The organism is Microbacterium sp. C448 (assembly GCF_000582705.2).
In the GTDB taxonomy this organism is placed as follows: Bacteria; Actinomycetota; Actinomycetes; order Actinomycetales; family Microbacteriaceae; genus Microbacterium; species Microbacterium lacus_A.
The window spans coordinates 1-12,087 of the sequence record NZ_HG779713.1 but is presented as its reverse complement, the minus strand read 5'-3'; the positions used below and the strand labels follow the sequence as shown (position 1 = coordinate 12,087).

Sequence of the window (12,087 nt, the reverse complement as noted above, 5' to 3'; positions counted from 1 at the left end):
GTCGTGCGGGCGGCACACGCTACCCGAACGTTGTTACCGTCCGCGTCCGTGAATCCCCTCGCCGGAGCCCGACGGCCCATCCCACCCGCTCCGGTCCGAGCAGCGCGCGGGCGTCATCGAGCGACGCGAGCCGGAGGCGCCGGGCCAGCGTCACATGCGGGGTCCACGAGTCCGGATCTGTGTGCGGCGCATCCTCTCCCGGCGGCACCGCAGCCCGCACCGCGTTGTAGACGGCGAGGAGCGCTTCATCGAGCACGACCGGTCGGGCCAGAACGCCGCGATCGCCGTGTTCGAACACGATGGGCGTCCCGAGCATCACTCTCACGGGCAACAGCGCCGAGGCTGAGGCGAAGTCGACGAGCGGCAACGACTGGCGCACCAGCACGGTGATGTGGGGGCGGTTGCTGGGCGCAGTATGCGCGGCGAGGCTGGAATGCCCGGCTCGCGCCAGGTGCTCCCAGTCGGCGCGGACGGAGCCTTGCGTCTCGTCGTCGAGCAGAAGCTCGATGCTCACGACATCGCCCATCCCGGAAATCTACCCGGCCCGCAGCAGGCGCACGCCGTGATCCGCGAGGGCACCCAGGGTCGGAGCGGATGCCTCGTCCGCACCGTCGACGATGATCCCCGCGACCTCGTCGAGTGGGAGAACGCGGTACCGCGACACCGCGCCGATCTTCTCCGCGCTGCCCAACACATACGTCTCGCTCGCTCGTGCGGCGAGCGCGCGCTTCATCGCGGCCTCGTCCGCGTCGCCCGTCGTCAGTTCGGCCGTTTCGTGGACGCCCGTCACCCCGAGCAGGAATCGATCAGCACTGATCGCCTGCGCCGCCTCGACCGCTGCCGCGCCGCTCGCGACCGCGGAGTGCTTGAACAAGCGCCCGCCCAGGATGATGACGTCGGCGGCGTGATCGAGCAGCGCGGCGGCGATCGTGGGGCTGTGCGTGATGATGGTGCACTCGAGGGTCCGACTCAACGCACGGACCGTGGCGAGTGCCGTCGTTCCTCCGTCGACGATGACGGTGCTGCCGGGCTCGATCAGGCTTGCGGCGAAACGGGCGACCCGCTGCTTGCTTTCTGTCGCAACACTCTGCCGGGCCGCGTAGTCGGCGACGGCGGGCGACGCCGGGAGCGCTCCGCCGTAGACGCGCGTTGCGAGGCCCGCGGCGTCGAGCTCGCGCAGATCGCGCCGGATGCTGTCTTCCGAGACGCCGAGTTCGGACGCGAGCTCTTTTGCGACGATCCGTCCGTCCGACCGCAATCGTGCGAGCAAAAGATCTTTCCTGGATGCAGCAAGCATGCACACTCCTTCACGTTATTGCACGTTGTTGTACTATCTTGCCACTATGACGAAGCCTTTGATGATTCTGATCGCCGGACCCTACGCATCCGGAACCGATGGCGACCCCGCACTCATGCGCCGCAACCTCGACCGGCTGGAGGAGGCGGCGTGGCCGCTGTTCCAGGCGGGCCACATTCCCATGATCGGGGAGTGGGTAGCCCTGCCCGTATTGACCAGCGCCGGGGCGAGCGGCCCCACCGACCCGCTGGCCGCGGACGTGATGTATCCCGTCGCGCACCGGCTCCTGCAGCACTGCGACGCGGTGCTACGGCTGCCAGGGGAGTCACGCGGCGCTGATCAGGATGTCGCAATCGCCCGAGAGCGCGGCCTGCCCGTCTACACGGCGTTGGCCGAGGTCCCCGGCGTGGCCGCTTAGTCACGGACCGCCCGGCCCCCGAGCCATAGGGTGTGAAGCGTGCCAAAAACCGGGACGCGCAAGCGGCTGCTGTCCAAGCAAGAGCTCGCGCTCGTCCTGGTTACCGCGGTGTGGGGCTCGACGTTCCTCGTCGTCCACATCGCTGTTCAGTACAGCGGGCCCTGGTTCTTCGTCGGAATGCGATTCCTCGCGGCCGGCGTGATCAGCGCCGTCATCTTCGCGCGCGTCCTGCCGGGCATGCGCTGGAGAGAGATCGGCGCCGGTTCGGCGATCGGCGTGATGATCTTCCTCGGCTACGGACTGCAGACCGTGGGCCTGCAGACCATCAACAGCAGCACGTCGGCCTTCATCACGGCCCTGTACGTCCCGCTGGTTCCCGTCATGCAGTGGATCGTGTTCCGCAAACCCCCGCGGCTGCTGACCTGGATCGGCGTCGCCCTCGCGTTCACGGGGCTGATGCTGATCGCCGACCCGACGAGCGTCGGCTTCACGTTCGGCGAGGGCGAGATCATGACGCTCATCAGCACGCTGCCGATTGCAGCCGAGATCATCCTGATCAGCGTTTTCGCTCGCAAGGTCAACGTCGGGCGCGTGACGGTCGTGCAGCTCCTCGTCGCTGGGCTGTTGGCGATGCTGACCATGCCGATAGTGGGCGAACAGCTGCCCGCGTTCTCGTGGGTGTGGGTCGTATCAGCCTTGGCACTCGGCGCGGCGAGCTGCATCATTCAGCTGACGATGAACTGGGCTCAGCGGTCCGTCTCACCGACCCGGGCAACGATCATCTACGCGGGCGAGCCCGTGTGGGCCGGAATCGTCGGCCGTATCGCCGGCGACCGCCTGCCGGCGATCGCGATCCTCGGTGCTGCGTTCATCGTCGCGGGCGCCGTGGTCAGCGAACTCAATCCCCGCAAAGAGGCCGAAGCCGAGCGGAATGAAGGGCAGGTCGGACCCGAGGGGCACGAGCAACGGTAAAATCGATGCGTACGCATCAACTGACGCGCCAACGGAAAGCTCAAGGGGCACTGCCATCGACCAACCCCGGACGCGAAAGCCCAGGGCATTGTCGAATGCCGCGCGGCTGATCCATATCTCGAGGCCCGTGCTGTGGATCAACACCATCGGCACCGGTGTCGTCGGCATGTGGCTGACCGGCCAATTGCTCGACCCGCAGGCGCTTCCGATCCTCGTCTGGCTGTCCCTGCCATTCAATCTGCTGATCTACGGCGTCAACGACATCTACGACCAGGAAACCGATGCGCTGAACCCTCGCAAGGGGTCCATCGAGGGCGCTCGCATCGAGCCGCGAGAGGTCCGGCTGATCGCGTGGGCGGTCGCGGCGTCGAACCTGCCGTTCTTCGTCTACTTCGTCGTCGCCCTTCCCCCTCTCGCGGTCGCCCTGATCTTGCTCTACGCGGGCGTTTTCGTCTTCTACTCCGCGCCCCCGCTTCGATTCAAGACACGCCCGTTCCTGGACTCCCTGAGCAACGCTGCATACGCACTGCCTCTCTTGATCGTTCCGGTTGCGCTCGGCGTACCGCCGGTATGGCCCGCAGTGCTCGGGCTGCTCGCCTGGAGCGTCGCCAAGCACGCCTTCGACGCGGTTCAGGACATTGAGGAGGACCGCGAGTCGGGCATCATGACAACGGCGATCCGGCTCGGACCGCGCGGGACCGCCGTGTGGAGCGGTGCGTGGTGGCTCGTGTCCACCGTGTTTTTCGCCGCGGTCAGTCTGCCCGTCGCCGCCGTCAACATCGTGATCGCGGGCATCCTGATCGTCTGGCTGTTGCGTCGACCGTCCCCCGCGACCGGGCGGCTGCTCTATCCGCTGTCGGTTGCATTCCCATACATCGCCGGCTCGGTGGCGAGCGGGCTCATCCTTGCCGGCATCTTTTTCGGGGTCTACCCGTGACGCGTGCGTGCGGGGAAGGCGGGGCGCCGTCATGATGCGGATCGTGGTCATCGGCGGCGGTCTCGGCGGGCTCGCCGCATCCGCGTTGCTCGCGCAAGCGGGACACAAGGTCACCCTGCTGGAATCCGCTCCGACCGTGGGCGGGAAGAGTCGGCGTGTTGAGCTCGACGGCGAACGAGTCGACACCGGCCCGTCTCTGTTCACCTTCCCGGGCGTCTGGGACGAGTTGCTGCGCCGGCTGGATGCGGGACGTCCTCCGATCGCGCACCTCGGCGCGCTCGATCTCGTACGACTGCCCGAGATCGGCCGGTACTACTACAACGGCGAGATCGTGCCGCTGCCTGTGCCGCCCACGCACCCGTGGTACCCGGCGTGGCAGAGGTTCAGTGATCTGCACGCCCCTCTCGCCGACGATGTCACCGCGCTGCTGCTCGCGGATCCCCTCGACCGGGCCTCTCTGCCCGCTCTGCGTCGGTTGCTCGCCGTCTACGGCACGCGGCTGAACACTCGCGCCTACCTCGAGAGCCTCAGGTGGTTGCCGGGCGGCCTGCGCGAGATCATCGCCATCCACACGCTCAACGCGGGCGTCTCACCGGCGCGCACCCCCGCGCTCTACGCGAGCATGCCGGCGATCATGGCCGAGGCCGGCGCCTGGGTGCCCCGCGGGGGAATCTACGAGATCGTACTTGCCCTGCAGCGACTCGCGGATGCCGCGGGCGTCGAGGTGCGCACCGGTGAAGCGGTGACGAGCCTAGGGCGCGGACGGGTCACGACCACCGTCGCCGAGTATCCGGCCGATCTCGTCGTCAGCGCGCTCGACGCCGACCGCCTCAACGAGCTGCTGGGTCGGCCCGTCTCCCGAAGCGCCCGCACGCTCTCGTGCTCCGCCATCGCGATCTACGGCGTATTGCAAGAAGCCCTCCCTGAGGACGTCGCCGCGCACAGCGTCATCCTCCCGAGCAAACCGGCGGCGCTCCATCGCAGCCTCGCCGCGGGGGACGAGCCCGCCGACACGATGGCATTCGTCAATCACTACCGCGCCGGGGAGGTCTATCCGAACGAGCGGAGCACCCTCGGCATCCTGTTGACCAGTCCCGCGGACGGTGCGGAATACTCACTCGATCACCCGTTCGTACGCCGCGAGATCGAACGCATCTCGACCACCATGGGCCTCGATGCGCCGCTGACCGACGGCATGGTCGGGACCACCGTGCTCGACCCGCAGTACTACGGCTCCTTCGGTGAACCGCACGGCGCTCTCTACGGTGCTGCGCGACCGCTGTGGATGAGCGGGCCGCTCCATCGGCCGGCTCACCACGACCTGCGGGCGCCGTGGCTCTGGCGGGTCGGGGCATCCGTTCATCCGGGCGGGGGGATACCGGCGGTTCTCGGAGGGGCGATGATCGCCGTCTCAAAGCTGCTCGCGAAGCATCCGGCCTGACTCGGGCGCGTGTCGGAGTGCGGCGGACCCGGCCACCGGGCTGCTGCGCGTCATAGGGTTGCGCGTATGCCCGAGACCCATCCCGACGGCTTCGTGCCGGGCGCGGCCGTGACGAAGTACACCGGCGTCTACAACGCCGACGGCGGTCTCGTCGGCGAGGCACGGTACGTGATCGGTCATCTCTTCGGCACCGCCGAGTGCGCACTCTGCGACATCACGCACTCGCCGGTGCGTCGGAAACCCGAGTGGAATCGCATGGTGACACGACTCGGGGTGCCCATCGTGGTTCTGCACCGCAACGAGCTCGACGAGCAACTCCGCGCCGCGGCGAGTGGGGTCGATTTACCCGTGGTCTTCGCGCATCGAACGGACGGGTCGATCGACGTGGCCCTCACCGCGGCCGAGCTGGCGGATCTCGCTGGTTCGGTCGACCGATTCGAGCGCGCGCTCACCTCCTCCTCGGCCGATCGCTGACCGAGGGTTGGTCGTCGCCCCCTACCGAGGCGCAGTCTCCTCCAGCACCGCCGCGAGCCGGTCGAGGGCTTGCTGTTGTTGCGCGTTCAGAACATCCGTCATGTAGTCGCTCAGCAGGCTCACGGATGCTCCGAGCTCGAGCGGATCCGACTCGCCCAGCAGAACGGGTGCGAGTTCCTCCGCAAGATCCTTCACGAGCGCCGTGATGTCGTCGTCCGTGCTGCTCGGCCCAAGAGTGCCAAATCGTGCGATCAGGTCGGCCACCGCCGGAACCACCGTCGATTCGCTGACTCGCTCATAGAAGCGGACGAGCCCAGGCATACCGTCTTCTCCGACGAGGTGCGCGAGGAGCACCGACTGATCGCGATCGATCTTCGCCAGCTCGGGCGACGGGCCCACCGCAGCGAAAGCGGCGAGAAACGGCGCGAGTTCGGGGGGAAGATCCGGGAAGGCATCGTGGGCACGGATCCGCGCGATGAGCTCTCGCTGACCGGCGATCCGTTCGATCTGCGCTGCCAACTCACTGTCCAACTCGTCCAGCAGCGCGCCGGCGTCATCGTCCGCCTCGTCGAGGATGGCCGGCATCCGTTCCAGCGGTATGCCGAGCGCGGCGAGGCGCCGGATGCGCAGCACGCGGATCAGGTCATGCACGTCGTAGTCGCGGTAGCCGTTGCGGCCGCGCTCGGGCTCGGCGAGGACGCCGACCTGGTGGTAATGGCGCAGAGCCCGGACGGTGACCCCGGCCATCCGCGCCAATTCCGCGCTATGCACTCCCGACCACCGCCGTCCCGTCATCCTCCGGCTCTGCACCGGGCTCCAGGTTACGCATCGAGCGCGCCGCCAGTCCGAGAATGAGGGCGATCAGCCACAACCCGGCGAGCACGATCGCCGCAAGGTTCACCCCCGCGTATTCGGTGAGCACCGCGGCAGCGAGGATTCCGGCCGATGGGGCGGCGGTCATGACGGCGTTCTGCGTTCCCATGACCCGCCCACGCAGGTGCTCCGGGATCCGCTCGATCATGAGCACTCCGATCAGACTGCCGAAGAGTCCGCTCGACAGCCCCACGACGAAGGCTCCCGCGAACACGGCCCACACCGAGGAGAGGCTCGCGATGATGCCGAAGCCGACGGTGCTGCCCAGCAAACCGGTCAGGAACCAAACCCGTCGACGGCCCCGTGTGCCCGCGACGGCGTAGATCGTGCCGCCGAGCAGCATCCCCCCGGCGAGCGCGGTCAGGACGAAGCCGAGCAGTCCGGGCTGGTCCTCGAGCGTGAAGTAGACGGGCAGGATCAAGCCCTGGAGGGAGGCCAGCACGATGAGGGACACCGCGCTGAGCACCGTCGTCACAACGAGGAATCGGCTGCGGAACAGCACCCGCCAACCATCCCGGAGTTCCGACCATCCGTTGCCCGCGACGGCCGCCTCTCGAGCGTTCGTTGTGTCGATGCGCCCGACGCGGTGCGGGATGAGGAGGGTCAGGAGCGTCGCTGCGAGTGACGTCGCTGCGGTGACCCACAGCACGGTCGATCCGTCGAAGAGAACCATGAGCGTGCCTGCCACCGCGGGGCCGAGCAGCAGCGCAATCGCACCGAGCGCCTCGCGGATTCCGACCAGGCGCTCCGCGGAGACCCCGCTGTGCCGCACGATCGCGGGAAGCAGGGCATCGCGCGCGGTCATTCCCGGAACATCGCCGAGCGAACCGATGATTCCGAACAGGATGAACCAGCCCAGACTCAACCCCGAGATCAGATCGATCACGGGGAGAGCGGCAACTGCCGCGGCCGACACGAGGTCGGTGACGACGGAGGACGTGCGGCGGTTGATCCGGTCGATAACCACGCCCATGAGCAGCCCGGCGAGGATCGCGGGGATGGCGGTTGCTGCTGCGACCGCGCCGCCGCCGAGCGCGCTGCCGGTGACCTGCAACACGATGAGCGGCAGGGCGACTCCGGCGATCGAGTTGCCGAGCAGGGAAAGCAGGTAGGACGACAGATAGGCGACGGGGATGAGCTTCATGCACCCCGTCACGACTATGACGTAGGGGCGGAGTCAAGCCACGGCTCGTGTCGCGAGCTGATCATCGCGTGACATGGAACGGGAGCCATCCCGAGCGAGAGGGCGCTCTTCGTGTTTGCATCGCTAGGGTCGCAGAATGGCCGACCTCGAGCCAATGCATTTCGACGGCATGGCGGGAGACTATACAGCTGCGCGACCGCCCTACCCAGCGGACCTGTGGCGTGATGTCTTCGCAACCGGAGTCGTCGCTCCCGTGGCGCAACGTCTTCGGCGATGCCGCAGCAGACGTCACGCCCTCCCGCCGCGAGGTAGAACGCATCGTCCAGAGCCGCGACGCCGCCCGCTCAGGAGACCCGGAAGACCTCGGAGCGACGGTCCGGAAGCTGGTTCATACCGGCTTGTTCACCATCGACGAGACCCATCGGTACCGCTGGACGATCGAGATGACGACCGACCAGGTCCGCGAGCTGTTCGGCACCTTCAGCGACTGGACCGACGACGAGGCAGAGGAGGCTTCCCTCGTCGTCGCCGCTGTAGGAACCGCTCAGAGATGTCCACCCGTATGCGACGGTTTCAGGGCAGGACGAGACGAAATGTCCATGTTCGGCATGAGCCAGTGGCACGCAACTTGTCCATCTCGAGGTTCGCTCGGAGGCCGTACAGGACTCGGTAGGTTTCACGTATGGCGAAGAACCGGAAGATCGAGCAGCAGATCGCTGTCTTTGGAGAGAGCGGCAGCGGCAAGACCGTCCTGGTCTCATCGTTCTATGGGGCGACTCAGCAGCAGGCGTACAAGGCCGAGCACCCTTACGAGGTGGTCGCGGATAAGCAGTCCCAGGGTCGCTCCTTGTACCAGGCGTACCTCGGCATGCGCGGGTCTGCGACCGTTCCGCTCACTACCCGCTTCGACTCGGAAACCTATGCCTTCACGGTTAGGGCAAAGGACTCTCCGCAGGGGAACGACGAGAAGCGTCGGCCCTTCGATGCAGTGCAGATCGTCTGGCATGACTACCCCGGCGAGTGGTTCGCTCAGGATCTCGAGGGACCCGAGGCAGATGCGCGTGTAGCCACATTCCGGCGGCTCCTTCGATCGGATGTCGCTCTTCTCCTCGTAGATGGGGAACGGCTCGTCGACAACGCTGGAGAGGAGGAGCGGTACTTGAAGTCGCTCCTCGCCAATGTGAGCAACGGTCTCCGCCTGATGCGAGACGATCTGCTCGCGGGAGGCAAGAAGTTCGTCGAGTTCCCCAGGATTTGGGTACTCGCGCTCTCGAAGTGCGATCTGCTCCCGGACATGAGCGTGATCGATTTTCGCGACCTCGTGATCGACAAGGCCACCCATGAGCTCAACGAGCTCGAGAGCACGCTCGCGAGCTTCATCGAGGCACCCGAAGCATTGTCAGTGGGCGAGGACTTCATCTTGCTCTCGTCCGGAAAGTTCGAGCCCGGCAAGATCGAAGTCACGGAGCGCGTGGGGCTCGACTTGATCCTTCCACTCGCTGCCATGCTTCCGTTCGATCGTCACGTCAAGTGGGCGAAGGGGATGACGGATCGGGGCAAGGTATACGAGCACCTTGTCGCGGGAGGTGTCTCGATGGCCGCCGCGCTCGGAGGACTGGGCTCCCTGGCCACGAAGCTCGCCGGCAAGGACAACAAACTTCTGACCTCCCTCGGCCTCATCCTGACGCACTTCGGCTCTGCGATTGAGGATCTGGCGAAGATGGGCGGCGACAAGCTGACAGCGGCGAACCGAGACGCGGTCTCGAAGCATGAGAACCTGCGGAGCACTCTCACGGGCTTCCAACTGAAACTCGATGAAGCCGAAGCCGACGAGGTCTTTCTCCGGAGCAGTCGGTGACGTTCATCTGGGCGACGCGCGGTAGGACCTGGGGATTTCGGTTCTTGCTCGATGCCGGCCTTGACGATCCGCGGGCGGAGTACCTCCGCCATTTCACCGGTGTCGAAAATGTGATGCGCGCCTTTAGGAGGGACGGCGACGTCGTCGTCGCACGCTTCGCCGACCCGCTGGAGCGGCGCGACTCCGCCGGACGCGTTATCCCTCACGAGTTCGTTGTGTTCTCACCTACCTCCGACTCAATCTCGTCAGTAGAGGACGCAATTCGAGAGCTTTGGCCGTTAGTCGAGGAGACCTTCGATCGCGTCTGGGACCGACCAGCGCCTCCGGAGAGACGCTGACGTCGCGACGGGCCGGCCAGTCGATGTTGCTCCGGCATTTCTAGTTTGACCACCGTAGGCGCCGGAGCTGTTATCCGCGCGAATTCTGTTCGATCAGGCGCAGAAGTAGTTCAGGCGGCGTGTTCTTGTTGAGGAGCAGGGCCTCGCGAGCCTCGTGCCCACCGTATGTCGCGACGTAAGCGAGTGCCTCAGCTGAGGCTTGATCGTTCGCAGCGACGGCGGCAAGGGCCTGCGGATTCCGGCTCGCCGCCGCGGCCATGATCCAACGTTGGTCCGTCCCCTTGGCTAGGCCGATGAGCATCGACTCCGGGAAGTTCGGATGGGAGATCGCAAGCTTGATCATGTCCTCGTCCTTCGTCCCGCCGTACGCGACCTGGCGGAGGAAGATTTCGGGCGCGTGCGGGTTACGAACGAGCGCATTTCCGACCGCATCATTGAGATCGCGCTGCTCACCGAAACGAGGTCGCGCCGCTACCGCCTCAACGACATCCCTGTCAGTCGATCTTGCAAGCCGAACGAGCAGATCACCCTTCGTGTAGTAGTCCTTGGCAACGAGGAGGGTTGTCTCGATGTCTCCCGCGCTTGCCAGCTGTTCGAGGATGGCGATCGGGAGTTCCCCGTAGCGCGCGGCCAGGGTCCTCCAAGTCTCGGGACCGCCCGTCTGGATCATGTGCTGGAGCGCGGCTGCTGAGATTTCGAGGCCACCGAACACGTGATCTAGTTCGCTGATCGACGTAAGCACAGCCGCTCGGACTGACGGGTGCTCATCGAATGCCATGCGGCTACGAGCGGGCTCGGACAGCGCGACCCAGAACGCGCCTGCGTTCGAAGCGACCGCGGTGCGCACTTCCGGATCAACATCTTGGGCGAGCGACTCAAACCCATCGCGATACGCGACCTCACGAGGTTCTCGCGTATATCCGGAACGCTCGTGCTCGCGAATCGCCGAGTCTGGATGGGAGGAGCCTGCGGCGGCAATGCGAACAAGACGTTCGGCGTCCGCCGCGAGGCGCGCGAATGCAGCAGGTGGCGTCGAACGATTCTCGGCGACTGCCCGGCGGACTGCATCCGCCGGATCGTTGGCGAGTTCGTCGAGGATCTCAGGCGCTGCGTCTGGATTGGTGGCAAATCCGATCCGGTCCGCTTGACTGTCCTCCCGCTGCCAACTCCGGCGCGAGATCTCGCGCCGAACCTTGCGCGCCATGTCGGCTTTCGCGGCGGCCGTTGCGCTGCCATCCCAGATTGTCCATGTGGTGGTGTGACCATCGTCACGTTCGCTGCGCGTCGTCGTCCGACGGGCTACCCATTCGCCGTCGCTGAGAAACTCGAGAGTCCCGACCCTGGAGCCACTGTTATCAACGATGTCGGTCAGAATGCGTTCACGGGACCCCTCAAGATCGCGAGGTACCCGATCAGGGTCTCCCTTCATCCAAAGCTCGCGATGGGCGCTGCGAGCCACAGCCTCCAGCACATCCGGAGAGGCTTTCTCGTTCCTGGCGACAGCGGCCCACACACGGGCCTCCTCTGCGAGGCGTCGCTCATCGCGGGGAGAGGACGACCGCGCAAATACCCCCGCGACCGAGTTGACAAGCACGGTCAGAGCTTCATCGGGAGTGTTCGAGTTTCCCCCAGCCGATATGAGAGGTTCGAGCGGGAAAGTGTCACGCTCGGTGCTGTACGCGGGTCTCGCAGGTCGACCAGCTCGACGAGCGAGCTGGTCGTTCACAATCTTCGTGAGCACTGGTCCTGTGGCTGATGCGTTGGCTGCCACAGCTGCGACGACGTCAGCAACATCATCCACCGCGAGCCGCATCAACAGCTCTGGCGGCATGGACACGTTGCCTGCGACGGCCTTTCGCACGGCGTTGTCTGCGTCAGCGACGAGGTTGACGAGACTGGAGACGGGCATTCCCTGAATCCGCGCCGCAGCCGCTCGAATGTTCGGTGCAGAATCTAGGGCGAGTATCTTCAGCACGTCCGAAGGTGTGGCCGATCTCGACGCAACCGCAAATCGGACACTTGCACTTGTGTGCTCCGCAAAGCGCCGCAACACGTCAGCCGGCGTAGACGCCTCCTTGGCGTAGTCACGAAGAAGATCCTCTCCAGCCGTATCGAGAATGGCCAGAACGAGCTCAGGCATCAGCTCGGGTGGCGTTCGCGGGTTTCGCGCGATGGCCTCTAGAAGTACCGGGTCTTCTTCTTGCGCGAGGCGCCGAATCTCGGCGCTGTCCTTCGCCAGTCGCGCTCGAGCCACACCCGCGACCCCTTCCGCAGAATCGTTCGCGAGCTGCTCGAGGACGGCCTCCTTAGCCTCGATCCACCGATGGGGAGGCTT

12 protein-coding genes are annotated in these 12,087 nt (G+C 65.9%); 7 read left to right on the top strand and 5 right to left on the bottom strand.

Annotation, left to right across the window (positions count from 1 at the left end; translation table 11 throughout):
• Window positions 1-19 precede the first annotated feature (19 nt).
• Window positions 20-526 carry a 2'-5' RNA ligase family protein gene (locus tag MIC448_RS10885; RefSeq protein ID WP_036299462.1) on the bottom strand — a complete coding sequence of 169 codons (507 nt, stop codon included), beginning with the start codon at window positions 524-526 and terminating at the stop codon, window positions 20-22.
• 9 nt (window positions 527-535) lie between these two features.
• Window positions 536-1,297 carry a DeoR/GlpR family DNA-binding transcription regulator gene (locus MIC448_RS10880; protein ID WP_036299460.1) on the bottom strand — a complete coding sequence of 254 codons (762 nt, stop codon included), beginning with the start codon at window positions 1,295-1,297 and terminating at the stop codon, window positions 536-538.
• 46 nt (window positions 1,298-1,343) lie between these two features.
• Here MIC448_RS10880 and MIC448_RS10875 point away from each other — a divergent pair, with 46 nt between their 5' ends.
• The 5 genes from MIC448_RS10875 (at window position 1,344) to MIC448_RS10855 (ending at window position 5,539) form a co-directional block, all read left to right on the top strand.
• Window positions 1,344-1,715 (top strand): DUF4406 domain-containing protein, encoded by a 372-nt coding sequence (locus tag MIC448_RS10875; RefSeq protein ID WP_199484441.1) that lies wholly within the window; start codon window positions 1,344-1,346, stop codon window positions 1,713-1,715.
• A 39-nt stretch (window positions 1,716-1,754) separates the two neighbouring features.
• Entirely contained in the window at window positions 1,755-2,687 is a 933-nt protein-coding gene (locus tag MIC448_RS10870; RefSeq protein WP_036299456.1) for a DMT family transporter, read from the top strand.
• 88 nt (window positions 2,688-2,775) lie between these two features.
• A complete protein-coding gene (locus tag MIC448_RS10865) occupies window positions 2,776-3,624 on the top strand; it encodes a UbiA family prenyltransferase (protein WP_036299454.1) in 849 nt (282 codons plus the stop codon).
• A gap of 31 nt (window positions 3,625-3,655) precedes the next feature.
• Window positions 3,656-5,065 carry an NAD(P)/FAD-dependent oxidoreductase gene (locus MIC448_RS10860; RefSeq protein WP_036299452.1) on the top strand — a complete coding sequence of 470 codons (1,410 nt, stop codon included), beginning with the start codon at window positions 3,656-3,658 and terminating at the stop codon, window positions 5,063-5,065.
• A gap of 66 nt (window positions 5,066-5,131) precedes the next feature.
• Window positions 5,132-5,539 carry a hypothetical protein gene (locus MIC448_RS10855; RefSeq protein ID WP_036299450.1) on the top strand — a complete coding sequence of 136 codons (408 nt, stop codon included), beginning with the start codon at window positions 5,132-5,134 and terminating at the stop codon, window positions 5,537-5,539.
• A gap of 21 nt (window positions 5,540-5,560) precedes the next feature.
• On the opposite strand, the gene MIC448_RS10850 is transcribed toward MIC448_RS10855, so the two are convergent.
• Together MIC448_RS10850 and MIC448_RS10845 are read right to left on the bottom strand one after the other, a co-directional pair.
• Complete coding sequence (locus MIC448_RS10850) at window positions 5,561-6,334, bottom strand: MerR family transcriptional regulator (protein WP_081766355.1); 774 nt, start codon at window positions 6,332-6,334, stop codon at window positions 5,561-5,563.
• Window positions 6,303-7,556, bottom strand: a complete 1,254-nt coding sequence (locus MIC448_RS10845) for an MFS transporter (protein ID WP_036299464.1) — start codon at window positions 7,554-7,556, stop codon at window positions 6,303-6,305. The genes MIC448_RS10850 and MIC448_RS10845 overlap by 32 nt, the downstream gene beginning before the upstream one ends.
• Window positions 7,557-8,238: 682 nt before the next feature.
• On the opposite strand from MIC448_RS10845, the gene MIC448_RS10840 reads away from it, so the two are divergent.
• Together MIC448_RS10840 and MIC448_RS10835 are read left to right on the top strand one after the other, a co-directional pair.
• Window positions 8,239-9,414: an ATP/GTP-binding protein gene (locus tag MIC448_RS10840; RefSeq protein ID WP_036299446.1), complete on the top strand. Its 1,176-nt coding sequence runs from the start codon at window positions 8,239-8,241 to the stop codon at window positions 9,412-9,414.
• Entirely contained in the window at window positions 9,411-9,752 is a 342-nt protein-coding gene (locus tag MIC448_RS10835) for a hypothetical protein (RefSeq protein ID WP_036299444.1), read from the top strand. The genes MIC448_RS10840 and MIC448_RS10835 overlap by 4 nt, the downstream gene beginning before the upstream one ends.
• A 70-nt stretch (window positions 9,753-9,822) precedes the next feature.
• On the opposite strand, the gene MIC448_RS10830 is transcribed toward MIC448_RS10835, so the two are convergent.
• Window positions 9,823-11,892 carry a hypothetical protein gene (locus MIC448_RS10830; RefSeq protein ID WP_144238036.1) on the bottom strand — a complete coding sequence of 690 codons (2,070 nt, stop codon included), beginning with the start codon at window positions 11,890-11,892 and terminating at the stop codon, window positions 9,823-9,825.
• Window positions 11,893-12,087: the final 195 nt, after the last annotated feature.

Coding starts and splice junctions, on each gene's coding strand:
- MIC448_RS10845 (WP_036299464.1), bottom strand. CDS start 7,556: ATGAAGCTCATCCCCGTCGCCTATCTGTCGTCCTACCTGCTTTCCCTG.
- MIC448_RS10855 (WP_036299450.1), top strand. CDS start 5,132: ATGCCCGAGACCCATCCCGACGGCTTCGTGCCGGGCGCGGCCGTGACG.
- MIC448_RS10875 (WP_199484441.1), top strand. CDS start 1,344: ATGACGAAGCCTTTGATGATTCTGATCGCCGGACCCTACGCATCCGGA.
- MIC448_RS10850 (WP_081766355.1), bottom strand. CDS start 6,334: ATGACGGGACGGCGGTGGTCGGGAGTGCATAGCGCGGAATTGGCGCGG.
- MIC448_RS10880 (WP_036299460.1), bottom strand. CDS start 1,297: ATGCTTGCTGCATCCAGGAAAGATCTTTTGCTCGCACGATTGCGGTCG.
- MIC448_RS10830 (WP_144238036.1), bottom strand. CDS start 11,892: ATGCCTGAGCTCGTTCTGGCCATTCTCGATACGGCTGGAGAGGATCTT.
- MIC448_RS10840 (WP_036299446.1), top strand. CDS start 8,239: ATGGCGAAGAACCGGAAGATCGAGCAGCAGATCGCTGTCTTTGGAGAG.
- MIC448_RS10860 (WP_036299452.1), top strand. CDS start 3,656: ATGATGCGGATCGTGGTCATCGGCGGCGGTCTCGGCGGGCTCGCCGCA.
- MIC448_RS10885 (WP_036299462.1), bottom strand. CDS start 526: ATGGGCGATGTCGTGAGCATCGAGCTTCTGCTCGACGACGAGACGCAA.